Consider the following 25523-nt stretch of genomic DNA (forward strand, 5'->3'; position numbering starts at 1 on the left):
GCTTAAAAGACAGTACTACATATTATTATTGCTTTTGCGTATAATGATTAGTCATAATTTTGTTTACTTATCATCAGATAGAGCTTTAATGACAGCTAATAACAAATATAAAATACAGCACAAATGAACGCATTCACCTACACAATATGCAGAAACTAATGCGTATCAATCATTGCTATATAGCAACCCAATCAGCAATCATCAGACGCAAGCCTAACGGATTACGGTAACGAAGTAAAAAGCGCTTTTGCTTATAGTTTAATGTCCGACAAAAAAACTGACGTATATCAGAACGATCTTTGACAATCATAACACTATCATCTTCATTAATCATAAGCATAGGAAGATCATAAGTATCCGCCCATAATCGCCAATCCAAAAGAACATTATTCAAATCTCTAGAAACTAAAAGTGGGATACAAGCTTCTTCATCTACATGGAGCAACTCTAACGCAACGGCTCTTTCCCCTGAATGCGTTTTTACTGTACGTGCTGCAATCCCTCTGAAATGATAAGCTGGCACTAAACGCGATAAACTCGAGGAAGCATCATTTTTAAAAAAAACACCGCGTTCACTTAACAAACAAATCACTTTATTGCCCGTTTTTGATGAAGAATATGTTGTTGCTTGTGGCAAATGGCACGGATCTAAACGAAATTCAAGCCCCGCTTTTGCCTGATTAAAGCATTGATTAGCCATAACAGTTTCCCAATTTTTCTTAATAACATACACCCTCTACCAGCTTTTTCTCATCGGATTATTAAAAGATTTAATAAAAAACAACTGGTTTGTTTTTTGGTTACTAAAGTCTAAACAAAAATATATGATAAAGTTTTAATGTTATTATACTACAATATTTTTTTAGGGTTCATAATCTCTAAAGGATCGAGCATTTTCTTAATCCTCTGCATAAGATCCAATGCAACAGATGATTTAAAAGTACGTAGCTCCTCGCGCTTAAGCTGGCCAATTCCATGCTCTGCAGAAAATGCACCCTGATAGCGCATCACTAGATCATAGATGCGGTGATTCATTTGTGATCGTAATTGCAAAAACGCAAAAGTATCAGCTCCAACAGGCTGTGTAACATTGTAATGCAGATTTCCATCACCCATGTGTCCAAAACACACTACTCGTGCACCTGGAGCAGTATCTTCAACGATACAAGCTGCCTCAATAATAAAATCAGGAATCGAAGCAATCGGCACCGCAATATCATGTTTAATAGATCCTCCTGCTAATTTTTGTGCATATGAAATACTTTCACGTAATTTCCAAAAAAAATCTTGCTGCTTTAATGATTGTGCAATAACAGCATCTTCTATCACTGCAGCTTTTAAAGATTTTTTTAAAATAGTATTTAACACTAATAACGCCTCATCATCTCCCTTCAATGATGAAATATTAATCAACACATACCATTCATGCTCATGTTCAAAAGGAGACCTTTCACACCTGTTATATCCTAGAGCCATCTGCAAACTGAGCTTTCCCATAAGCTCAAAACCAGTCAACATCTGCCCTCCATGACATTGAGCAAAAGATAAAAATGCAAGAGCCATAGCTGGACTTTGTAAGCCTACAAAAGCAACTGCTTTTCCTTTAATTTTTGGAAACAATTTTAAAACTGCTGCAGTTATAATTCCTAAAGTGCCCTCCGCACCAATGAAAAGATTTTTTAAATCATAGCCACTATTATCTTTTTTTACGAAACGTAAGTCTTCTAAAATTCTACCATCAGGCAAAACAACTTCCAAACCAAGACAAAGCTCACGCATATTGCCATAAGCTAAAACAGCCGTTCCTCCAGCATTAGATGAAAGATTTCCCCCTATCTGACAAGAGCCTTCTGAAGCCAAAGAAAGAGGGAAAAGACGACCAGCTTCATCTACTTTTTTTTGTAAATTATGCAAAACAACGCCAGCCTCAACTACAGCAAAATTACCATCCAGATTAATACATCTAATCTTGTTTAATCGCTCCATGGATAAAATAACGCTGCACCCACTTTCATCGGGCTGTTGACCACCAACAAGCCCTGTATTTCCACCCTGAGGCACAATCGGTGTGCGTGTTTGACTAGCCAATTGCATAATTAATGATATTTCTTTTGTAGAAGACGGTCGTAAAAGCAATGGTGTTTTTCCATGAAAAAGTCCTCGTTCTTCAAGCAAATACGGTGCAATTAATGCCTGATCTGTTATAGCATATGCAGTACCAACAATTTTTTTAAATTTCTCAATCAAATCTTGCTCCATCTTCATTTCTCCTTTGGAGCCGCTGCACGTATTAAACGATCATTAATAGCCTCCCCCAATCCGTATGACGGAATAGGTTCTACAGCAATAGATTTTACTTTAAGTGAATCCAATTGTTTCATATATTGAAATAAGTGAGAAGCAGCTTCTTCTAACTGACCACTCTCACTAAGATTTAAAACAGAAACGGCATTTTCAGCCCCCATACTACGCTTAGCCCCAAACGCTAAAAGCGCTTCACCGTATTTCACCTTTTGCACATTTAAACGAACCGTAGCATTAGGCGCATAATGCGATTTTAACATACCTGGAGCCTCAATTGTTGCCCACTGATCCAGCCGTTTCAGCGGTTTTCCTGTAACATTTTCAATGTCCTCAGCAGCAAGCCCTCCAGGACGCAAAAGATAAACACTATCACCCAAAACTTTAATGATTGTTGATTCGAGCCCTATTTTGGAATACCCTCCATCAATAATCAAAGGAACGGCTTCTCCTAAAGATGCAAAAACAGCTTCAGCCGAAGTAGGACTAAGACGTCCTGATTGATTTGCACTAGGGGCTGCTAAAGGTCGACCAAAATATTGTACAACTTCTGCAAAACAGCTATCTGGAAAACGAACAGCTAATGTATTAAGGCCAGAAGTAGTTAAAGGGTGTATATTATGATATGTCTTTAAAGGTAAGACGCACGTCAAAGGTCCTGGCCAAAAAGCTTCCATTAATCGACGTGAAATAGAATCAATTTCAACGTAGCGTTCTGCCATAACGATGCTGCTTACATGAGCAATAAGAGGATTAAATTTTGGTCTCTTCTTTGTGCAAAAAATAGCAGCAACCGCCTTTCCATTAGTTGCGTCACCAGCCAATCCATAAACAGTTTCTGTCGGCAAAGCTACTAATCTCCCCTGTTCAAGAAGTGCAACCGCCTTTTTTATTGAAGTACTATCGAAAGGCAGAATTGTCATGATATCTTATTCCTGTAGCGCTCTTTGAACGGCGCAAAACTATAACGATGTAATCCAACGATTGGTCCATATTTATCAAGGGCTGTACGATGTGCTAACGTTGCATAGCCTACATGCTTCTCAAAGCCATAATCTTTATAAATTTGCCCAACACACTCCATCATCCGATCTCGCGTTACTTTGGCAACAATGGATGCTGCCGCAATTGAAACTGAACGCTGATCGCCTTTAATCAAAGACATTGCTGGACACGGTAACTGAAAAGGAATATCGCGCCCATCAATTAGTGCATAATGAGCTGGCACTGATAATCCTGTGATACAGCGATGCATTGCTTCTAAAGTTGCTTTTCTGATATTCGACTGATCAATTGTATGGGAACAAACACTAGCGATCGAAACTGCTAATGCATTTTGCAAAATTTTATAATAAAGTTCATTGCGTTGTTTGACAGAAAGTTTTTTTGAATCATTCAATCCATCTGGAATGTGATCTTTATCAAAAATAACTGCTGCTGTTACCACAGGACCCGCAAGAGGACCGCGCCCAACCTCATCAACACCTGCTATATGAGAAAATCCCTTTTTTTGTAAATCCAATTCGCACAAAAAGTTTGGTTTAAGCGATAAATTAAACAAATTTGATAAATTATTAATTTGGTGAGACATACACCTATTTTTGCACTATCACCCATTTTTCGCAAGTCTTACAGCAAAAATAACGCATACATAAACTCCTATTTCTCACGCAAATACAAAAAGAAATTAGATCGATGAAATCCCTAAAAAACATTCAATTTCCTTCAATATTATCCACTACGTTTTACATACCACCACCTAAATTTAAAAAACGCAAATTCTATAAATTTCTTAACTTTTACATAGAGCATTATCATTGGATAAACAAAATTTCTTACTTTTATATTTTTACCTAGAACGTCCCTAAAGTTACAATAGGTCTTACAAACCAGTTTGGATGCATCGATTTGATAAAAAGAGCTGCTTGCTGAGCTGCTTGCTTATCTTTAAAAATACCAAAACAAGTTGCACCAGCCCCAGACATGCGAGAAAAAAGAGAGCCGTTCTTGTTTAATGCATCTAAAACCTCAAGCAATTGAGGCGCAATTTTTAATGCCGGAATAAAGAGGTCATTGCGCGTTTCTTGTAAAGCTTCAACCAATGAATAAACTGTCTTTAAAGCTGCTGAATCAATTTTTAAGGGAGAATGATCGCGCTTTTCTAAAGTCTGAAAAACATCTTTTGTTGCAATGTGTTGTCCATGATTAACCAATACCATTGCAAGAGAACAGGCCTCTTTCATCCGTGTTATATTTTGCCCAATCCCCTTAACAAAAAGCGGCTGCTTATATTCTAGTGCAAAAAAACACATCGGAACATCAGCACCAAGCACTAAGCTCATTTCCGCTAATTTTTCACAAGAACAATCAACCCTCCATTGCTGACGCAATATACTTAAAACACCAGCAGCATCACCCGAACCGCCACCAATCCCCGAAGAAACTGGCAATATTTTAACAAGTTTTAAAAATGCAGGTCTCGCGTGTTTTGGAAATGTCTCACGCATAAAATCATATGCGCGAACCACTAAATTATCTGTATCAGAAACGAGTTCGTTGGCAAAGGAACCTGTTAAGACAAAACGCCCCTGCCCAAAAGGTGAACAAATCAAACAATCACCACTTAGGCTAAAATAGACCAAACTCTCTATTAAATGATAACCATCAGCGCGCTGACCAACAACATGCAAAGCTAAGTTCAATTTAATGGGTGTAAATACATAAACATGCCCTTTGAACAAAGCTTCTACATCCGATATCATCTTAAATAATATTCACCTGTACTAGAATCCTTCACCAATGTGCCTATTACCTCTGTATGCCGCGGTTTAGCTTCAGTATTATAAACACGTCGCATAGTTTTCTTTACTTGTTTCTTCAACAAACAACACATATAAAAAGTTGTAATATAAATTAAACCTGATGTAATCATCCGTACCATTTCAAATCTTTTTCTTTCTATCAGCAGCATCACGAACTAATTTTACCATATATTGCATCATTATTCCAATCATAAACCATACCGCTGCCAGAGTGCGCGCTCTTCCGCGATCATCATTGCACTATCAACTGCCGTATGAATCGCATTAACAGTAACGCCTGAAGGAAATTTAGACCCTACAAGACTTTTCGGAGGAGTAATCAATCGAAGTTTAGCATCATGACCAAACCGTTCCTTAATAACAGAGCGCACATCATTCAATCCATCAACTAGGCCAAGCTCAACGCCTTTCATTCCACTCCAAAACATTCCTGTAAAAATATCTGGATCATCTGACAACTTCTCTCCACGTCGCTCCTTAACTAAATCAATAAAAGTTTGATGAACTTCGAGCTGTAAAGATTTTAAATGTTCAATACCTGTCTTCTTTTCTGGCTGAAAAGGATCTAATACAACCTTATTTTTTCCTGCTGTATATACACGGCGCTCCACACCAATTTTCTTCAAAAGCTCTGGAAAGCCAAAGGAGGCTGAAACAACCCCAATAGAGCCAACAACTGAAGAAGGATCAGCAAAAATTTCATCCCCAGCACAAGCAATCATATAACCACCTGATGCGGCTACATCTTCAATAAACACAAGAACTTGTTTATTTTTTTCTTTTGCCAAATCACGGATACGCTTAAAAATAAGACGTGATTGCACAGGTGAACCACCAGGAGAATTAATAATAATAGCAACAACGGGCGATTTTTTATGAGCAAAAGCCTTATCTAAGAGATTAGCACATCTACTCAATGAAAGCGTACGCGCTATCAACGAAGCTGAATCCATAATCGCCCCATGAAGACGCACCACAGGAATTTCAGGCTTACTAGAACAAAAACGATGTGGAATAAGATTTTTGATAACATTAACCAAAGCAAGACTTCCTTATAAACTAGGGATAACCAAATAAGCATGAAAGATAAAAGGGAAGAAAATAACTTGTACACAAAAGTAACCAACAAAGATCAAAATTACAAATCCTAATTCATCCAAATTTAAAACCCTTTTTAAAATTTAATTTTAGCCTAAACTTAAATAATAAATTGAAAAACACAAGATATCGTTAAAAAAGTTCCCACAGACTTATACGCCCATTATTAATTGCATCAATTTTTGGTGAAAAAGCATGACTATCACCATCGTGTATAACCAATGGCGGTAATATAGATAAAGCTGCTCGACTTCCCCGTTTTGCATAAAATAAAACACGAATTGCAGCGGTTAGAGCACGCGCGTGAATAGGAATTATGCAGACATTACCAAAACGCCCTTCCAAAGCATGCAATATATCAGTCAGAGATTGTGGACGTGCAATTAATCCTAAATATCCCTTTGGTTTAATAATTGCTGCTGCGCTTCGCAACCAATTGTCAAACATTGCTTCAGGCATAACATGCGCTTCCAATTTTTGTTCATCAGGTGTTTTGCGATCTGTAGGATTATTAAAAGGCGGATTCATAATTGCAAAATCAAAAGCGTTATCCGCTAAACCTGCTTCTAAGCGAGCTCTCCCCCTGAAAGTAACATCTGCTTCTAACAAACAGACTCTATCAGCAAGTTTCTCATTTTGCTTTAGCATAAGCGTTTTTTTAGCACAAGATACCATAAAAGCTGAACGCTCAACCAATGTAACATGGACTTCCAAACAACGCGATGCAACTGCTAATCCTGCAGCACCAGCACCAGCACCCAAATCAACAACCTTACCCTTAAAGTTGCTCGGAACCAAACTGGCTAATAACATAGCATCCATACCAGAACGGTGACCACGTGAACGTGGCTGAGCTAAATAAAACTTTCCACGATGAAAGCCATCAATTGTTTCGTCATTATGATTCGCTATTTTATTCATTTAAAAGTCCAATAATCATCCTCATAATCTGTATTTTTTCCTATCAATAATTTCAAAAACGAAGTTATTTTAAATTTTTTATAATTTCATAAAAACAACATTACTAAAATATGAAAAATATTCCTTGTAAATATCATTCAATACTTGCATTGCAACGTGGTATCAAAACTTGAGTCGAAGCAAAACCCTCTTTATGCTATAGACGAAATAAAATTCATATATGCCCACTGCAATACTCTAGGAGAAAACGCATTGAGTGCTGCCACAAAACTAGATCAAGTAAAAAATAATCAGACTCCTTTTCAATCCCTCATCAATCTGACCAAAGATGATATGGAGCGTGTAAATCAATTCATCCTCTCTATGGCAAAATCAGATGTTGAAATGATTCCTGAAATCTCTAACCATCTTATTTCATCAGGTGGAAAACGGCTACGCCCAATGATCACATTAGCTTCTGCTCATATGTTTAGTTATAAAAATGATGGACATATAAAACTCGCAACAGCAGTTGAATTTATGCATACAGCAACATTGTTACATGATGATGTCGTTGATGAAAGTAATTTACGACGTGGAAAATCTACTGCAAGAATGATTTGGGGAAATCAAGCAAGCATACTTGTTGGTGACTTTCTATTAGGACAAGCTTTTAAAATGATGGTCGATGTTGGTTCTATAGAAGCACTCTCTGTCTTAGCAAATGCTGGGGCAATTATTGCTGAGGGAGAAGTTATGCAACTTTCTGCCGCAAAGAATATAGAGACAAGTACTTCAGATTATCTCAAAATTATTAACGCAAAAACAGCTGCACTTTTTTCAGCAGCAGCTGAAGTTGGACCAATTATTGCCGGTTATGGATATGAAGAACGTTCTGCATTGCGCAAATATGGAACATTATTGGGATTGGCTTTCCAATTAATTGACGACGCACTTGATTATGGCGGAATAGCCAAACATTTGGGAAAAAATATAGGAGATGATTTCCGAGAAGGAAAAATTACAATGCCCGTTATCCTCGCATATGCACGGGGAAATGCTACAGAAAAAGCGTTTTGGAAAGAAGCCCTTGAAAACAGCAATAATGGTGATGAAGACTTCGCATACGCTCAACAGTTAATAGAAAAATATGACAGCCTCACAGATACAATAGAGCAAGCAAATATTTATGGAAGACGTGCAATTAGCGCTCTTGCTTCAATGAATGGAAGTCCCGCTCACAATGCCCTAGTCGAAGCTGTTGATTTTTGTATTGCCCGTGTAAACTGATTATTTTCGATAGTTACCAATATTTTTAAGTAAAGTAGTCAGATATAATTTATAAACTGTGTGGTCAATTGATTATCTTAAGAAGGATTAATTCTATGCGCAATGCAATAGTATCCCGCTTTTTTATTCCCTTTATCGCGGGTATCATGCTGATGCCATCCTCCACCTATAGCAAAACTGATACCACTATCAATGCAGGTTCATTTACAGGTGCCTACCTAGCTGGAAAAGTTGCAAATCATGAAAACAAAACAAATCTAGCAATCAGTTATTTTAAACAAGCGCTCGTTTATCAACCTGATAATGTCGAAACACAAATAGATCTCCTTGAAGCGATGCTATCTGTAGGTGCCTTTAAAGAGGCTGTAAAACAAGCCAAAAAACTGAAAAGGCAAGGTATTGTGATTCCCTTTGTATCTTTGACATTATCAGTAGAAGATCTCATCAAAAAAAATTACAAGAGTGCTAAAAATATTCTACAATTAGAATTAAAAGCACCTCCCACACCCAATAATCCGATCCCTGAATTAATCGGTTTTTGGGCAGAATTTGGATCTGGCAATAAATCTCAAGCAATCGCTAATCTTGCAAAAATTCAAGGACCTGCTTGGTATGATCTCTTTATACATTACCATCTTGCACTCATGAGTGATCTAGCAGGACATATACAGAATGCAAAAAAATATTTCACTCAAGCACTTAATAACCAACAAGGCCCTCTTATCGCTCCCAATACCTATGAACGTATTACCATAGCCTATGCTTCATTCCAATTGCGTCATAAAATGCGCAAACAAGCCATTCAAACTCTTAAACGCGGCGAACAAATGTTGCCAAACCGAGAAATACTCACGAATATTCGAAAAAAAATCGAAAATGGTGCTTCTTTAGAAAGGTTAATCAAAACACCTCAACAAGGAGCAGGCGAAGTATTATATAATTTTGGAACAGAAATTAACCAAAAAAGTTCAGGGCGTATTGCACGTATTTTTCAACAATTATCTCTAATTTTGTATCCTCAAAATGAGGTAATACTGTTCCAATTGGCAAATATTTCTGCAAAACTAAATGACCTCGATGAAGCAATTAAACTTTACAGAGCTTTACCTACTAACTCTCCTTACTATAAAGATGGGCAACTATGGCTTGCACTCATTCTTGCACATAACAATAATTGCGATGAAGCCATTAAATTGCTCACGTTATTAAATAAAAAATTTCCCAATGATCGTCATATTTTTATAACATTAGCCGCTGTTTATATGCAGGATAATAAATTTGCTGAAGCAGCTCAAACTATGAATCGTGCTATTGCGCGAATAACAAATTTTAAACAAGATGATTGGAAACTCTTTTATCAACGGGGTATCGCTTTTGAGCGTTTGCAGCAATGGTCAAAAGCGGAAGTTGACTTGCGAAAAGCACTTGAATTTTTTCCTGATCAGCCACAAGTTCTTAATTATCTAGGCTATTCGCTTGTTGATCGTGATCAAAAACTCGAAGAATCTCTCCGTATGCTGCAAAAAGCCTCTGCATTACAATCTCAAAATAGTCATATTTTGGATTCTTTGGGGTGGGCCTATTATAAACTTAAGCAATATAACCAAGCTGTTAAAATATTGGAAAATGCTGTTAAGTTGCAACCTGAAGATCCAACATTAAATGATCATTTAGGTGATGCCTATTGGAAAATTGGACGCAAACGTGAAGCAGTATTTCAATGGAATCATGCAATCGATGGAAAACCAGAGAATTCTCAAAAAATCCAAGAAAAGTTGAAATTTGGCTTGCAATAAACAACGATGCTTGACCATAACTGTAGGAGACAATAGACAGTAGTGGAAGCTGAAATTTTTGGTTATCTGTCTTTTGAATGAATATTAAAGAGTATAAAACGTGAAACTGCCTGAATATCTCAATCCCACACGTTCTTTTCAGGGGCTTATTTTAACTTTGCAAAATTATTGGGCTCATTACGGATGTGCCATTTTGCAGCCTTACGATATGGAAGTTGGAGCTGGCACTTTCCATCCAGCAACAACTCTGCGCTCACTAGGACCACGTCCTTGGAAAATTGCTTATGTTCAATCTTCTAGGCGCCCTGCAGATGGTCGATATGGTAAAAATCCAAATCGCTTACAGCACTATTATCAATTCCAAGTGCTTCTCAAACCTTCACCTCCAGATTTACAAGAGCTTTATATAAAATCTCTACAAGCTATCGGTCTTGATACAAAACTTCACGATATTCGTTTTGTTGAAGATGATTGGGAAAGCCCAACACTCGGCGCATGGGGACTTGGATGGGAATGCTGGTGCGATGGGATGGAAGTTTCTCAATTCACTTATTTTCAACAGATCTGTGGCATTGAATGTGCCCCAGTTTCTGGAGAACTTACCTACGGACTTGAGCGTCTAGCAATGTATATTCAAGGCGTTGATAATGTCTATGATCTTAACTTTAATGGTTTAGATGGAGAAGATAAAATCAGTTATAAGGATATTTTTTTACAAGCAGAGCAAGAATATTCGTATTATAATTTCAAATTCGCTAATACCAAACTATTACATCAACATTTTATTGATGCTGAGTGCGAATGTATCGCACTCCTTGAAGCGGGAAAACCAAACAAAGAAAATAGCTTATATTTGTGCGTTCTTCCAGCTTATGATCAATGCATTAAGGCTAGTCATATCTTTAATCTTTTGCAAGCACGTGGCGTAATTTCTGTGACCGAACGACAAAGTTATATTCTTCGTATTCGCGATCTCGCACGTCGTTGTGGTGAAGCATTTTTACTTACTGAAGCTGGTCAAATACATACTAACGGAGAAGCCTAATGTCTGATCTTCTTCTTGAGCTTTTCAGCGAAGAGATCCCTGCCCGCATGCAGCGAAAAGCTGCTGCTGACCTTAAAAAACGTGTTACGGATAAACTTATCGATGCAGGCTTAACCTATAAAGCTGCCCGTGAATATTGGACACCCCGTCGGCTAACATTAGATGTGCGCGGTCTTTCATTGCGCTCAAAAGATATCCACGAAGAACGAAAAGGACCTAGTATAAAATCACCACAACACGTGATTGATGGTTTCCTACGTGCAACAGGACTGAATGATATTTCTGAAGCAAACATTGCGCATGATAGTAAAAAAGGTGATTTTTATATTGCTAAAATTATCAAAAAGAGCCGGAGTACAGAAGAAATTGTTGCTGATATTTTGCCGGATATTATTCGCAATTTCCCATGGCCAAAATCCATGCGTTGGGGCAAAGATTCAGCAAAAAGTGGAGCATTGAAGTGGATTCGTCCTTTACAAAACATTCTCTGTATTTTTGGCTCAGAAATTGGAGAAACGCATGTTATTCCGTTTATAATTGATTCTCTTAGAAGCAATAATTTAACTTATGGTCACCGCTTTTTAAGCGATAACAAGCCTATCCAAATTCGCTGCTTTGATGACTATATTACCAAACTTGAAGCTAATAAAGTCATTCTTGATGCAGAAAGACGAAAAAATATTATTTTAGCAGATGCTCAAAATCTTTGCTTTGCAAATGGCTTAGAATTAGTTCAAGATGATTCTCTTTTAGAAGAAGTCGCAGGGCTAGTTGAATGGCCTGTTGTACTTATGAGTGATTTTAGCAAATCTTTCCTTGATATTCCTCCAGAAATTATTCGCTTAACTATCAGAGCCAATCAAAAATGTTTCGTAACCCGTAAACAAGGTGAAAAAATTAAACTCTCTCATCATTTTATTCTTGTTTCTAATATTCTTGCAAATGATGAGGGAAAAGAAATTTCTAAAGGAAATAGTAAAGTTATATGTGCTCGTCTTTCCGATGCGCTTTATTTTTGGCAAGTAGACCAACATGATTTACCCGATATCAAAGACTTAAAATCCTCTGCAAAGAAATTTAATCTTGATTTGAATAAGCCTCTTGATCAGAGAATGGCACGGCTTGACCATTTAAATGTGACTTTCCATGCAAAACTGGGAACACAAAGTGCAAGGGTAGAACGGATCGCAACTTTAGCACAAAAAATTGCCTCTTTAGTGCAAGCAGACCCTCTTTTAGCTAAACGCGCTGCAATCCTCGCAAAAGCGGATTTACAAACAGAAGTTGTAGGGGAATTTCCTGAACTGCAAGGGCTTATAGGACGAAAATATGCACTCCTTCAAGGAGAAGACCCTCGCGTAGCTGAAGCAATAGAAGACCATTATAAACCTCAAGGACCAAAGGACCATGTTCCACAAGAACCTATCGCTATAACAGTCGCACTGGCTGATAAAATTGACATGCTTGTTGGCTTTTGGTTTATTAATGAAAAACCAACTGGTTCAAAGGATCCTTACGCATTAAGGCGAGCAGCACTAGGAATTATTAGGCTTGTACTTTCCCGTGATTGGAAAATCAACCTTATGCCACTCTTTCATCTGGCTGCAGATCTTTTTTTGCAACAAAAAATTCAACCTAGGACATTCCTTATAGAAGCTGAGAATTCACAGAATATTCTTTCAGAAAAAATAGAATATATTTTATCAGACCTATTGTTCTTTTTTCATGAACGTTTGAAAGTTTATTTGAAAGAGGAAGGTATTCGTTATGATGCTATTGAAGCAGTTTTAAATAAAAATGCTGATGATTTTTTATTGGTTGCACATCACATCAAAGCGCTTATCACCTTTATCAATACAAATGATGGAAATACTCTTTTAACCGCGATAAAACGTACTGTAAACATTCTTGAGAATGAACTTCAAAAAGGAGTACCAATAACGAACGAAATTAACCCTGAATTTTTTGTTGAAAAAGAAGAAAAAGAACTTTATCAAGCAACCATTGAGGTTGAAAAAAAGGTTTACAATTACATTAATACAGCAAATTTGTCACTTGCGTTGAGCGCACTAGTACCACTTGAGAGATTTATAGATGCATTTTTTGAAAAAATATTGGTAAATGATAAAAACTTTAATATTCGAGCCAATCGCCTTGCTCTTCTTAAACGTATTCGTACTATTACACAAGCAGTCGCAAATTTTTCAAAACTTACAGTATAAAATAAATGTTCCATAATTTAAAATGATGGCAATAAAATTTTGGTACTTTTTAATGTTTTTGTTATCAAATATCTTCGTAAATATTACAAAGTGATTTTACGTGAGCGTTTTAGAGAGTTTTAAAATATAACTTAAACAATGTCTTATAGTAAATAAAATTAAAACGGACAGAAACCTTATAAAGCGCTTTAACTTTTAAGGAAAAACTATATTTCTAAAGAATTTTACCTTATTTATAATATATGAAAAACCATTAATTGAGATTTGCTGTCATCTGAGTTATGGATTCTTTAATAAGAGACATTTTAATAAACTCATCAGCTTTGTCATTAGAATCTAATTCCTTTGCAATAAGTATACGCGCAGCGGAAACAGCCAATTCGATAGCAGACGAAGAAACTGTACGTATCGCATCAGCCTCTGCTTGTGCAATTTTTTGCTCTGCCAATTTATTGCGATTCCTCACATATTCTTCTGCTTTTGTACGAGCCTCAGCGATCACTGCTTCAACTTCACGTTTAGCCGCAATAATAATTTCTTGCGCATCCTTTTCTGCTTCTGCATGTTTGCGTTGATATTCAGCTAAAATTTCTTGCGCCTCTTCACGAAGACGAAGAGCCTCATCAAGCTCATCCTTAATACGCTTTGCTCGCATATCAAGATGGCGCACAACCATCTCTGGAACTTTAAAATAGACCAAAAGCACTAAAAAAAGAATTAACCCAACTAAAGCCCAAAAAGTATCTGTCATTTCTATAATCCTTAACGGCCTGCAGCTTTAATAGCTGAACTAACAGATTCTTTGCTGACATCAACATCAATCAATTTTTTAACAATTTCAAAAGCTAATTCTTCAGCAATTGAACCAACATTTTGCATAGCTTTATCTCGAATTTTTGCTATCTGCTCTTCAGCATCTGTTAGTTTTTTCTCCAGTCTCTCTTCAATTTCCTTTCGTTCAAGTTCAGCCTTTTCTTTTATCTCTTCACCTGCTTCCTTTGCTATGACATGTGCTTTTAAACGAGCTTCCGTTAATTTCCGCTCGTACGTTTCGACCACAATATCAGCTTCCTGCTTCATACGTATTGCTTGATCTAAATCAGATGCGATCCGATCCCGTCGTGTTTCAATAACACCACCAATGCGCGGCACAATAACACGAGAAATGAAGAGATAAAAAAGCCCAAAAGAAATAGCCAACCAAAAGAAGTGCGAACCAAAATGCGCCAAATCAAAAGGTGGAAACACACGTTCCGCATGCTCTGCCGCATTTTCAATACGTTCTATCGGCGTCTCAGAAGCATGTGCATAAGCGCTAGAAACAAACATTCTATTTTATCCTTTAAACAACTTATTAAGCTCTTCTATTCAAAACCGAAGGCAATTAATTAGCTTCTTTCCGTCAAGAAACAAAAGGCACATCCGCTTCTCATGGAAAAAACAGACATACCCTTTTTAAAATAATTAAACCGCAAAAAGAAGCAATAAAGCAACGAGCAATGAAAAAATACCCAAAGCTTCCGTCACAGCAAAACCAAAAACGAGACGGCCAAACTGACTGTCTGCCGCAGATGGATTCCGTAACGCACCAGAAAGATAGCTACCAAAAATATTTCCAAGACCCAAAGCCGTCCCAGCCATCCCAAAGCACGCAAGACCAGCGCCAATATATTTTGCAGCAAGCACTAATTCCATATTATTCTCCTTTGAAGCGAAATTATACTATTTGACGAAAAAACATCAATTTTATTAATGTCCCGGATGAACTGCATCATTCAGATACATACAAGTTAAAACCATAAAGACGTAAGCTTGAAGAAATGCAACCAAAAATTCAAGAGCAGTAATTGCTACAGTCATAATGAGCGGTAAAATCGAACCGCTAACACCCATGATTCCTACTCCGACCATCGAGACAATAAAACCAGCAAATACCTTGAGAGTAATATGACCAGCAAGCATATTAGCAAAAAGACGAAGTGAGAGACTAATAGGGCGAGACAAAAAAGAAATAACTTCAATCATAGTAACCAAAGGTAAAACGACAACAGGTACACCGCTGGGTACAAACAATTTTAAAAAAACAACTCCATGCTTATAAAAACCATAACCAATCACAGTTAGAATTACTAACATTGCTAATGAAAAAGTGACCATAATTTGAGAAGTAATCGTATAAAAATATGGGAATAAACCAATAAAATTAGCTACTAAAATAAAAGTAAATAGCGAAAAAACTAAAGGGAAAAATTGCATTCCCTGCACACCAGATGATTCCCGTAAAGTCGATGCTACAAACTCATACGCCATTTCTGAGATAGACTGCATCCGCGTTGGAACTAACCCACGACTTGACGACGAAATGAAAAGAAATATTGAAGTTATAAAAACGGTAGCAACTATAAAGAGTGATACATTTGTAAACGATAAATCTACATTTCCTGCGGAAATATTAATTAACCGTGTAACTTCAAACTGATGAACAGGATCTGGAGCGTGCGATGTCACTTCAACCTCATTTATTTGGCCTCTTATCAGCCTCTTTATCTTGACGCGGAGCGCCATTTCCTCTTAATTGTCTGAAGGACATATACCCTACAGATCGAAGAATATTCCATATACCAGCAGCAAATCCAAGAAAAAGAAAAAATACCAATCCCCATGGCGTTGAACCTGCTAACTTATCAAGCCCCAATCCTAGAACAGCGCCAACAATAATACTTGCAAAAAACTCACTAGAAAGCTCAATTGCATACGCCATTTTTCCTCGTGGCTCTCCTCCTTCATTGTAAAACCCCCGCTTCTTTAATGCCTTTTTACGCATTAAAGCTAAATCTAAATTCCGACTACGATATTCTAAATTTTTTGAATGAAAACAATCTCCCTGTCTTTTTTCTCCAGTGCTCCCTTGTGGCATAATAGGCTCACCACCTTTTGCCATAATTAGCTCCTTCATCAAAAAATAAAATTAAAACGCACCTTAAAAAACTATACGCAACATATTGTTACCGAATTTATTCGTCAAGTCGCCAAAACAAATCTCTCACAATTTATCGCATAAAAATTATCGTATTAAAATGTCCATTTCAACTTCATTAACTTTAACCATAACACACTCTTAAGATAATTATAATAACTTAATAGATAATATATTACTGCTTTATCTTAAAAACTACACTAATCCTTATGTTATAGCATTAACAATATACTATAACGAAAAAAACACTAAAGTCAGTTAATTATCAACCAACAGTTATTCATTGTACATAAACCCAAATTACCATTAATTAAATTATTCGCCTTTTTATATATAATTCTGCAAATAACTAATATAAAAGAGATTTTCAGCATGACCATCATATCACTTGAATAATTACGACCAATCTCTTTTAGTCTCCTCTTCTGATTCTTAAAAATTTACCGTTCTTTATTTTTTTGCATACACTACCGTAAACAGCAAAATCTCTGTCTACCAATTATCCTTACTTTTTACGACAAAGTGGCAAAAAGATGTTTTGATAACAAAAATCACTTCTCCCCTTTTTACTGATGGTAACATCCTTATCTGATTGATCAGTTACTTTCGATTTTAAAACTCGATCTAAGATGTAGATTTCATTATTAAAAAATAAAGAAGCTACTTCTCTTTAGAACGTGCTGCAAAAGGATTTTCAGATGTTCGCAATGATATACGAACTGGAACACCTAACATATCAAACGTATCACGCAATCCATTAGAAAGATAACGCACATACGATTGAGGCATCATCTTTGGTCTCGAGCAAGAAATCACAAACCCAGGAGGGCGTATTTTAATTTGTGTTATATATTTAATTTTAAGTCGGCGTCCAGAAACTGCTGGAGGTGGATGATGTGTCACAACAGTTTCAATCCATTGGTTTAATTTTCCCGTAGAAATACGACGATTCCACACACGATGCATCATTATGATATTTTCCATGAGTTTATCAATCCCTTGACCATATTGACCTGATAATGGGACAGCTCTTAAACCACGAACCTGAGGAAGAAGGCGAGCACATTTTTCATGTAAATCAACCAATTTTATTTGGTGATTTTCAACAAGATCCCACTTATTGAAAGCAATAATGGGAACACGCCCCTCACGAATCACAAGATCAGCAATTTGTAAATCCTGCTTTTCAAAAGGCGCAGTTGCATCAAAAACGATTACCACTACCTCTGCAAAACGGATAGCACGTAAAGTATCTGCAACGGAAAGTTTTTCTAATTTTTCTTGAATCTTTGACTTTCTACGCAAACCTGCAGTATCAAAAAGTTTAATATGACGACCGCTCCATTCCCAATCCACTGAAATAGAATCACGCGTAAGCCCTGCTTCAGGACCTGTTAATAATCGGTCTTGCCCCAACATACTATTGATGAGAGTTGACTTACCTGTGTTTGGGCGACCAGCAATCGCAATCCGAATGGGTTTACTTTCATCGTAAGTAGACCCCTTTTCTCCAAAATTCTCCACATCTTCACCAACAGATGCAAATTGAGCAACAAAATGTTCTTCTTCATTTTTATTTTCAAAAATCCCATCCTTACTAAGAACATCCACAATTGCCCCACGAAGATCCGAAAGACCTAAACCATGTTCAGCAGATATTGGATAAGGCTTACCCAAACCTAATGACCAAGCTTCATATTCTCCCCCTACAGCGGCTTTTGATTCAGATTTATTAGCAACAAGCACAATTGGTTTCCCTGACTTGCGAACCAGTGAAGCAAAATTTACATCGCTCGGTACTATCCCACTTTTTGCATCAAACATAAATAAAATAAGATCTGCTTCATCGATGGCAGCTTTTGTATGTGAGCGCATACGACCTTCAAGTGTATGATCATCTGCTTCTTCCAGCCCAGCCGTATCAATCACATCAAAATGCAAATCCTGAAGCTTAGCCGCGTGAATGCGCCGATCACGCGTCACGCCCGGCTTATCATCAACCAAGGCCAATTTTTGCCCAACCAAACGGTTAAATAGCGTTGACTTTCCAACATTAGGCCGACCAACTATAGCAATGGTAAGGCTCATCAGCTTATCCCCTATTTGCCTTACCTTCAGCTTGAATGAGCTCAACCATAATTCGTGCCCGATCTGTTATTTTTGAGTTTAGAGCATCTTCTTCAAAAATTTTTCTAAAATAATAAACTGCATCATCCATTTTGCCCGCTTTATAAGCAGATAACCCCAAAGCCTCTCTTGCAGACATCCGCATGGGATCAGCATCATTTGCCATATCTTCGACGCGCTTTTTGACATCATCCAAGGTTCCTGTATCGACTAAGATATAAGCAGCTCGAACTTTTGCGACTTTTCGCAAAATTTGCGGCGCTTTTTCATCAGCCGCAACTAAATCAAAGACCTTCACCGATTTAATAGCATCACCCTGTTCCATTAACAAAGAAGCCTCACGCAGACGCGCAAGAAAAGGATATCCACCAAAATCAGTTCCCTTAATATCTTCCAATTGCTGCATAGCCTTATCAAAATGGCTTTCATCTGCAAGATCAAGCCCCTTCATAAACATCTCACCAATATGACCTGCTTTCTTCACTTGTTCATAGTGATAAATTTGATAAACTGCTATTGTTAGTACAAAAATAATAATTGCAACAATAATCGAAAAACCATAACGTTTCCAAAAGACACGAGCCTTTTCTTGACGAAACTCTGCATTTACTTCAGCAATAAAACTATCATACGACATATATCATACCTTAGAAAAAAAACTAACTCCTGCACTTTACGTACAAACAAAGATGGTAGCCTTCATTAACTAAAAATCTTTAAATTGTCAGCCTATTCTAGCTTAAAATCAATGTGCTTTTACATTAATTAAATTCTTATAACATACCAATAAAAAATAATGTAACTACTTCTTGGTTTATGTTGTAACTTTTACATATATTTAATTTGCGAGAAATAAAAATTATCCTTGACGTTAATTTTTATTATGCATTGCTTACAAACTCATATTATTAGCAATTTTAATAAAAAATATACGTGCAGAGTCGTGTAATCTTTTATCCCCTTACAAGCAGTATTGTGCTTTTCAAAACCTTCATTACAGAATTGCAATAATAAGCCAATTTATAAAAAACTTCAGTCAAAAGATAATGATCAAATTCTCATAATTGAAAACGTTTGAAGCTAAATAAGCAAAGATTATTATTTAGCATACAAGAGTTGTTGGATATTCATGGTAAAGTTTAATAGAAATCAAATTTTCAAAAAATGTCTTCCATAAAAAGTAATCCTTTAAATTGAATTTCATTCAATTAATAATTTTTCTGCGATTATATTTTAAGATTGTTAAACTATTTCACTGTAATGGCCAAATCCACATCAACATTGGAACGGCAATGATTACTACTAATACCGCTAATGGAGCACCCAAACGCGGATAATCACTAAAACGGTATCCCCCTGGCGCCATCACCAACATGTTACATTGGTGTCCGATAGGTGTAAGAAATTCACAACCAGCACCAATTGCAACAGCCATTAAAAAAGCTTCAGGTTTATAATGAAGAGAATGAGCAAAACTTGATGCAATTGGTGCGACCATCATTACTGTTGCTGCGTTATTCAAAAATGGCGTCACTAACATTGCTGTAATCAACATAAGTGCTAACGCGCCAGATGGTGGTAAAAATACCGCTAATTGACTAAGCCAATAACCTATAAGATCTGTACTCCCTGTTTTCTCTAACGCTTCACTTACTGGAATAAGAGCAGCTAATAATACTAATATTTGTCCATCTAATGCTTGATACAGATCACGCGCTGGCAAAACACGAAAAATAACCATCGCAGCCGCTGCAGAAAAGAAAGAAAATGCAACCGGAACAATCTGAAAAGCCGTAAAAATAATTGCCACAAATAGAATAGCTAAAGATATAAGACCATGTCGTAAATTCCCAAACATAATATTGCGTTTTGCTAAGGGCAAGCACTTTAGCTCTCGCAACAAATTTGGAATAACCGTATCCTGTCCCTGTAAAACAATCACATCTCCAAGGTGGAAATCAATATCGCCAAGCCTTCTTCGAACTCTTTCATATTGGCGACTTATTGCAAGCAAATTTATACCATAGCGATCAAACAACGAAAACTCTTTTGCACTAATGCCAATAAGAGGAGAATTATGTGTGATGACCGCTTCAATGATATCAATATCGCTGTCTTTATCGCCTGTAGGAATAGTTCTACCAGAAGAAAATGATAAACGAGCAGAACTAATCACACTATCCAGTCCCGTATGCGATCCTTCCAGCAAAACGATATCACTTTCAGAAAAAACAAAATCTGGCAGTGGTGAAATAGATACTTTGTTTCTGATGATCTGGATCACCATAACCTCACCACTTGACGGCTTAACGAGATCAACAATAGTTTTCCCTATAATCGGCGAATTAGCTGGAATACGCACTTCCGCAACATAATTACGGATATCAATAGCATCATCAAATGATGCGCCTGAACGCACACGCACCGGCAACCGCCAAGAAAAAAAGATCAGATATAATACACCGGCAGTAGCAACCACTGCACCAACTGGCGTAAAATCAAACATAGTAAAAGGAGTTCCCTCTAAGCGTTCTTGCATCGCTGAGATAACGATATTGGGAGAAGTCCCTATCTGTGTCATAAGACCACCCAATAAAGAACCAAATGCCATTGGCATCAAAAAGACAGAGGGTGAAATCTGAGAACGACGAGCAAATTGAAAAGCAATTGGTAGCATGATAGCCAAAGCACCAATGTTTTTAACAAACATTGACAACAATACCACAGAAATGACCAAAAAAGCTAATTGGAGATGTACCGATTTGACATCTGGCCATATCCGTTGAATAATGAATTCCATTATACCAGAACGCGATACAGCAGTACTGACAACAAATACACTGCCCACAATTATAACAATATCATTACTAAAACCGCTAAACGCTTCCTTTGGGCTGACAAGACCAACAATACAAGCAATCAATAATGTACAAACAGCAACAATATCGTAACGAAATCGATCCCAAATAAAAACAACCATCATGAGACCAATGATCAAAAAAGCCATTATTTGATCTTCTGTCATAATACTCATCCTCTCCCCATTAAATTACAATAAACAACAACATGTCTTTTGTTTTTAACTACTCTTATAAAAGGCGACAAGACAAAAGCAGATATGAATATGTTTCAAAAATGATTTAACATTATAGCCAAAACCGTAGTTAACATATACTTGTTTATCTGTTATGGTAATGTTTTTACAAAATGCTAAAACTTAAGAAAATTGATGACAGTTGATAAAAGTATATTGAAAAAAAGGAAAAAATTACTCTACATGCAGAATGAGCATAAATAAAATAACTGTTGAAACCAGTACATATCCACTCTGTTTAAGCCTTTGTCATAGCTTTAAGGAAATTTTTTTAAATTTTTACGTATAGCACTAAAAACGAAAGAAAAAATGATGGTCAACTTTAATAGCGAATATAGGGCGAATCTAAAATACTGGTTAATATGTATTATTGGATTTTTTGCTATTTTGGCAATCATGGCTGTTGGCGGTTTTTATATGGCAAAACCCCATCTTAATAGTCTTGTAAAAAAAGAATTAGCCCGCCGCTCCATACAAGCAATAAAATCTGAAGTTAGCATTATAGGCAAGGTTAACTTAAAGAATGTAATTGTACCCATCCCCAACAATATGACACTTAGAATTGGTGCACTTTCAGCTCGTCCTCCTATTTTCTTTATTCCTGGCACTTTCACACTTTATGATGTCTATTTCACTCATAACAATATTCATGTAAAAATTCCAAAAATCTCTATTAATGGAGTATCCTTAAAAGAAAAAGATACCACTATTACATCTCACCTTTTACAGTCAATTATGCGTATTAAACTCTCATCAATTGCTGCACCAGATATACTGCTTTTGATAAAAAATGAAAATAAACCAGCTGAAAAAGTTGAAATAAAAGATTTTCGGCTTTACAATCTTAAAAATGGTCATATCAGTTCTGTTGGCATTAAAAAGATAAACCTTGGAGTAACAACAGAAAATAGTGCTAAGCCGGTACACCTTATCGCTAAAAGTAATGCGGTAAAAGCGCATGATATTGACATCAACTACGCTTATTCTGTCATTTCTGGAAAAAACAACATCACTAATCAAGGAAAAAGCATCACTGGTTCTGTTTCTTTGGATGACATAATGGTAGACATTTTTGAGGGAACAGAAAAAAATGTCTCTTTCTCTCTCGGCAAATTTAAAACATCTGGTTTAAAAATGAAACCACTTGAACAAACGCCTGAAAAATTGATTAAAGCGTATCTTAGTGCAAAAAAAGAAAATAATAAAACAGCTCAAAAAACAGCGCTAAATGTCGCTTTCATAGACACTCTACTCGCCATTACCTCAATTGATACCCAAATTGATAAATTCGCTATTGATGTGCCACAGCTAAAAGCAGCGCTCGATTCATTCCAATTTAAACCAAGCCAGTGGGAACAGCCTATACCCCAAAAACTTTGGCTCTCTCTTAACAATCTTTCAATTTTACCTAAAAAAATAGAAAAAAAAGACTTAGACTTCTTGAAAAACGTGTATTTTGAACATCTTAATTTTTCAGGAAAACTTGATATTTCTTACGATGAAAAAAAGCGTGCGATCCTTCTTAATACAATGTCTTTCAACATAAAGAATATTGGGTCTGGAGAAATATCTGCTAAAATTATTGACATTGATAAAAAACTTTTCTCTGGCAAAAAAGATGCAATGATTGCCGCTTTTCAAAATTTTGGCATAACCGAAATTGACATACGCTATACGGATGCTGGCTTTATTGACCAACTTTTTTCTTATCTTGCTCAAAAATTTAATGATAATAAATATGATCTCAAAAAGGAACTTTATGACGATTTCTATCTAATAATGACGCAAAGTCCTAAAATATTGCTAAAAAATCATAAAAAAGCGGAAAATGTTTCACAGTCTTTTGGTAAATTTGCTAAAAATCCACAAACACTAATCATTAAAATAACAGCAAAAGATAACAAGGGTCTTACAATTACTGATTTCGAAGCTGCTTTACAAAACGATTTGTCTGCAGCTTTGAGCAAAGTAAATCTAACCGTCACAAATAAACCTTTTCCTTAAAACAACGATTTACCTGTAAATTAAAGGCTTTATTTCTATTTTTTTCTTTTATATTATACCCGTAGAGTGCCTACATAGCAGTTTGCACAAGAGGTATATATTAGCAAAATTATCGATATCTGGAGTTATTTATGTCTGATTTATCTTCAAAGCGTTTGCCAAATCGTGCTTCTCGTGTCACAAATCAGGCTCTTTCTGCCATTGAACGTTTTCTTCATATTGAAGCCCTCAGTGGTATTATTCTTTTACTGGCAGCGGCTGCCGCGCTCATTTTAGCTAATTCTCAATATTCGTCCCTTTATGAAACTTTTTGGCATACATCTCTTGGTTTTAATTTTGGTCATTTTGCCCTCTCATGGGATCTACATTTCTGGGTTAATGATGTTCTCATGACGGTTTTTTTTCTCGTAGCAGGAATGGAAATTCGACGTGAAATTCACGAAGGTGCTCTTGCTGATTTTAGACAAGCAGTTTTGCCAATTGTAGCAGCAATAGGTGGAGTTTGTCTTCCTGCAATTATTTACCTCAGTTTCAATCTAAATGGTGGACATGCTTATGGTTGGGCAGTACCTACAGCTACAGATATTGCTTTTGCTCTTGGTATTCTCGCTCTCCTTGGAAAAAAAATTCCTTCTAATCTCCATATCATTCTTTTATCCCTAGCAATTATCGATGACATCATTGCTGTTCTTATCATTGCTTTCTTTTATTCAACTAATCTTGATCCTAGTGGCTTAACTATCACTGCAGCAGGTATTGTTTTGGTGTTATTTTTTCAATGGATCGGATTTGCATCAGCATGGCTTTATGTTTTACCAGGTGCAATCATCTGGTGGGGTTTGATGATAACAGGTGCTCATCCATCGCTAACTGGTGTAATTTTGGGCATGCTGACTCCAGTTTTTCCCACCCGTACTTTTATCGCTCCACTCACAATACTGAGCAATGCAATGCAAGTTCTTCAAGAAAAAAATATAAAAACAGATTTTCATCATATCTCAACTGCATTGAAAAAAATGCGCAAAGGACAGCGAGATATGATTGCACCAATAATACGTGTTCAAAAAATATTACATCCATGGGTTGCTTATTGTATAATGCCAATCTTCGCCTTTGCGAATGCGGGTGTTAGTTTTGCAAACTTTAATCTTTCTGTTGACAAATCATTCTTGATTGTGCTTGGCGTTGTTATTGGTCTGTTTGTCGGAAAACCTCTTGGTATTATCACGGCTAGCTATCTAGCAGTAAAATCAGGATTATGTCGTTTACCTCCTAATACAACGTGGACAGGCATATTATTGATTGGATTTTTAGCAGGAATTGGTTTTACAATGTCTATCTTCGTTTCGATGCTTGCTTTTAAAAACATTGTCTTGCTTGACTCTGCAAAAATTGGAGTACTATGCGGATCTGGCTTATCTGCTCTTATTGGTCTTGGATATGGGATCATTTATATCAGACGTAGCCAAAAAAAAATTTTTAATTCTCAATAAATTAAGTGACAATACACTTTTTTATGTTAGCTTTTTCAACAGAAATTCCGCTTAATTTATTGTGCTTAATCATATAGATGAATAAGAAAAATATTTAGATATATTTTCTTTACTTATTCTGCGTATAAACAGAGAAACTCACTACCATTTTAAAAGTCTACTCAATTCAATTAATGGGCTTAAAAAAAGCTGAGCCACGATAACATGAAATTTGTATAAAGTAATTGTTTTAATCTAGTTGCATCATTCAGATCCTGACTAGCACCAATGAAAAATATATAACAAATCATCCACAAATATCATTTATTAAAATTATTATAATAGCAATTTTAAGTATCTCAATTTAATTTGACT

The 25523-nt window shown here is 36.4% G+C and carries 21 protein-coding genes; 6 read left to right on the plus strand and 15 right to left on the minus strand.

The window, feature by feature from the left end:
- Window positions 1–175: 175 nt before the first annotated feature.
- From V4B18_RS07400 to V4B18_RS07430, 7 genes are all read right to left on the minus strand, one after another.
- Window positions 176–700, minus strand: a complete 525-nt coding sequence (locus V4B18_RS07400) for a DUF6101 family protein (RefSeq protein WP_455475783.1) — start codon at window positions 698–700, stop codon at window positions 176–178.
- Window positions 701–849: 149 nt separating this feature from the next.
- On the minus strand, window positions 850–2259 hold the full coding sequence (locus V4B18_RS07405) for an FAD-binding oxidoreductase (RefSeq protein ID WP_455476560.1): 1410 nt from the start codon (window positions 2257–2259) through the stop codon (window positions 850–852).
- A 2-nt stretch (window positions 2260–2261) separates the two neighbouring features.
- Window positions 2262–3224, minus strand: a complete 963-nt coding sequence (locus tag V4B18_RS07410) for an L-threonylcarbamoyladenylate synthase (RefSeq protein WP_455475784.1) — start codon at window positions 3222–3224, stop codon at window positions 2262–2264.
- A complete protein-coding gene (locus V4B18_RS07415) occupies window positions 3221–3892 on the minus strand; it encodes a ribonuclease HII (protein ID WP_455475785.1) in 672 nt (223 codons plus the stop codon). Before V4B18_RS07415 ends, V4B18_RS07410 begins: the two co-directional genes overlap by 4 nt.
- Window positions 3893–4154: 262 nt before the next feature.
- On the minus strand, window positions 4155–5063 hold the full coding sequence (locus V4B18_RS07420; RefSeq protein WP_455475786.1) for a 4-(cytidine 5'-diphospho)-2-C-methyl-D-erythritol kinase: 909 nt from the start codon (window positions 5061–5063) through the stop codon (window positions 4155–4157).
- Between the two features lie 248 nt (window positions 5064–5311).
- Window positions 5312–6163 (minus strand): S49 family peptidase, encoded by an 852-nt coding sequence (locus V4B18_RS07425; protein ID WP_455475787.1) that lies wholly within the window; start codon window positions 6161–6163, stop codon window positions 5312–5314.
- 190 nt (window positions 6164–6353) lie between these two features.
- Window positions 6354–7142, minus strand: coding sequence for a tRNA1(Val) (adenine(37)-N6)-methyltransferase (locus V4B18_RS07430; protein WP_455475788.1), 789 nt, complete (start codon window positions 7140–7142; stop codon window positions 6354–6356).
- Between the two features lie 252 nt (window positions 7143–7394).
- Between V4B18_RS07430 and V4B18_RS07435 the strand changes: the two genes are divergently transcribed.
- The 4 genes from V4B18_RS07435 (at window position 7395) to glyS (ending at window position 13474) form a co-directional block, all read left to right on the plus strand.
- The gene (locus V4B18_RS07435; RefSeq protein WP_455475789.1) at window positions 7395–8411 is read left to right on the plus strand and encodes a polyprenyl synthetase family protein; all 1017 of its coding nucleotides are present in this window, start codon (window positions 7395–7397) and stop codon (window positions 8409–8411) included.
- A gap of 95 nt (window positions 8412–8506) precedes the next feature.
- The gene (locus V4B18_RS07440) at window positions 8507–10207 is read left to right on the plus strand and encodes a tetratricopeptide repeat protein (protein ID WP_455475790.1); all 1701 of its coding nucleotides are present in this window, start codon (window positions 8507–8509) and stop codon (window positions 10205–10207) included.
- A 100-nt stretch (window positions 10208–10307) separates the two neighbouring features.
- Window positions 10308–11252 (plus strand): glycine--tRNA ligase subunit alpha, encoded by a 945-nt coding sequence (locus tag V4B18_RS07445; protein WP_455475791.1) that lies wholly within the window; start codon window positions 10308–10310, stop codon window positions 11250–11252.
- A complete protein-coding gene (gene glyS / locus V4B18_RS07450; RefSeq protein WP_455475792.1) occupies window positions 11252–13474 on the plus strand; it encodes a glycine--tRNA ligase subunit beta in 2223 nt (740 codons plus the stop codon). The genes V4B18_RS07445 and glyS overlap by 1 nt, the downstream gene beginning before the upstream one ends.
- A gap of 253 nt (window positions 13475–13727) precedes the next feature.
- Here the strand turns inward: glyS and V4B18_RS07455 are convergent, their stop codons facing one another.
- The 8 genes from V4B18_RS07455 to V4B18_RS07490 form a co-directional block, all read right to left on the minus strand.
- A complete protein-coding gene (locus V4B18_RS07455) occupies window positions 13728–14225 on the minus strand; it encodes a F0F1 ATP synthase subunit B (RefSeq protein WP_455475793.1) in 498 nt (165 codons plus the stop codon).
- Between the two features lie 11 nt (window positions 14226–14236).
- Window positions 14237–14803, minus strand: a complete 567-nt coding sequence (locus V4B18_RS07460) for a F0F1 ATP synthase subunit B (protein WP_455475794.1) — start codon at window positions 14801–14803, stop codon at window positions 14237–14239.
- 135 nt (window positions 14804–14938) lie between these two features.
- Window positions 14939–15169 carry a F0F1 ATP synthase subunit C gene (locus tag V4B18_RS07465; protein WP_004855165.1) on the minus strand — a complete coding sequence of 77 codons (231 nt, stop codon included), beginning with the start codon at window positions 15167–15169 and terminating at the stop codon, window positions 14939–14941.
- A gap of 54 nt (window positions 15170–15223) precedes the next feature.
- The gene (locus V4B18_RS07470) at window positions 15224–15982 is read right to left on the minus strand and encodes a F0F1 ATP synthase subunit A (protein ID WP_455475795.1); all 759 of its coding nucleotides are present in this window, start codon (window positions 15980–15982) and stop codon (window positions 15224–15226) included.
- 7 nt (window positions 15983–15989) lie between these two features.
- Complete coding sequence (locus V4B18_RS07475; RefSeq protein WP_455475796.1) at window positions 15990–16415, minus strand: AtpZ/AtpI family protein; 426 nt, start codon at window positions 16413–16415, stop codon at window positions 15990–15992.
- A gap of 696 nt (window positions 16416–17111) precedes the next feature.
- The gene (der, locus tag V4B18_RS07480) at window positions 17112–18539 is read right to left on the minus strand and encodes a ribosome biogenesis GTPase Der (RefSeq protein ID WP_455475797.1); all 1428 of its coding nucleotides are present in this window, start codon (window positions 18537–18539) and stop codon (window positions 17112–17114) included.
- A 4-nt stretch (window positions 18540–18543) separates the two neighbouring features.
- A complete protein-coding gene (locus V4B18_RS07485) occupies window positions 18544–19215 on the minus strand; it encodes a DUF2659 family protein (RefSeq protein WP_455475798.1) in 672 nt (223 codons plus the stop codon).
- 615 nt (window positions 19216–19830) lie between these two features.
- Window positions 19831–21603, minus strand: coding sequence for an SLC13 family permease (locus V4B18_RS07490; RefSeq protein WP_455476561.1), 1773 nt, complete (start codon window positions 21601–21603; stop codon window positions 19831–19833).
- A 381-nt stretch (window positions 21604–21984) separates the two neighbouring features.
- Between V4B18_RS07490 and V4B18_RS07495 the strand changes: the two genes are divergently transcribed.
- The gene (locus V4B18_RS07495; protein WP_455476562.1) at window positions 21985–23676 is read left to right on the plus strand and encodes a hypothetical protein; all 1692 of its coding nucleotides are present in this window, start codon (window positions 21985–21987) and stop codon (window positions 23674–23676) included.
- A 131-nt stretch (window positions 23677–23807) separates the two neighbouring features.
- Window positions 23808–25169 (plus strand): Na+/H+ antiporter NhaA, encoded by a 1362-nt coding sequence (nhaA, locus tag V4B18_RS07500; RefSeq protein ID WP_455475799.1) that lies wholly within the window; start codon window positions 23808–23810, stop codon window positions 25167–25169.
- Window positions 25170–25523: the final 354 nt, after the last annotated feature.

The sequence above is a fragment of the Bartonella sp. B17 genome (assembly GCF_053795755.1).